Consider the following 547-nt stretch of genomic DNA (forward strand, 5'->3'; position numbering starts at 1 on the left):
TGACACGACGATCAACGATGAGCCGCATGTCGCTTTCGGCGGTGAAAAGCAATCGGGGATCGGAAGGCTGAACGGAGAGTGGAGCCTTGACGAATTTACGACATTAAAATGGATTTCCGTCCAGCACCAAAAAAGGAGTTTTCCATATTAAGAGGAGGATTTGATACATGAATGAAGCAGTAAAAACGGACATCCACCCGCTGCTGGATGCTTTTGTGAAAGTGGCGCCGTTCCTGAATCAGCTGATTCAGGACGATGTGACAGTGGGGATTTACGATACCGAAAAGCTGATCGTCAACATCCCGGGAAAGACATTTTCCCTGAATGTCAAAGCGGGTGACCCTTTGCAGGAAGGCGATATTATTACAGACGCCATCCGCCAAAACAAAAAGAAAGTAAGCATGGTGCCTAAGGAGCTGTTCGGCTTCCCTCTTGCGGCGAGAGCGATCCCGCTCCACGACGAGAACGGAAGGGTTATCGGCGGAGTCGGGCTCGGCACGAGCCTTGAAAAATCGGATCAGCTTCACCGCGTCGCGGAAAGCCTGTC

At 51.2% G+C, this 547-nt stretch carries 1 protein-coding gene and 1 pseudogene; both read left to right on the plus strand.

From position 1 onward, the window contains the following. Positions 1 to 151, plus strand: a 151-nt coding sequence (locus ACWHAR_RS31000) for an aldehyde dehydrogenase family protein (RefSeq protein ID WP_452088923.1), incomplete at its 5' end; no start/stop codon positions are given. 16 nt (positions 152 to 167) lie between these two features. Continuing rightward, positions 168 to 547 (plus strand): annotated as a pseudogene (locus tag ACWHAR_RS31005) (methyl-accepting chemotaxis protein); the annotation flags it as partial.

Source organism: Bacillus sp. LR--39, assembly GCF_053613335.1.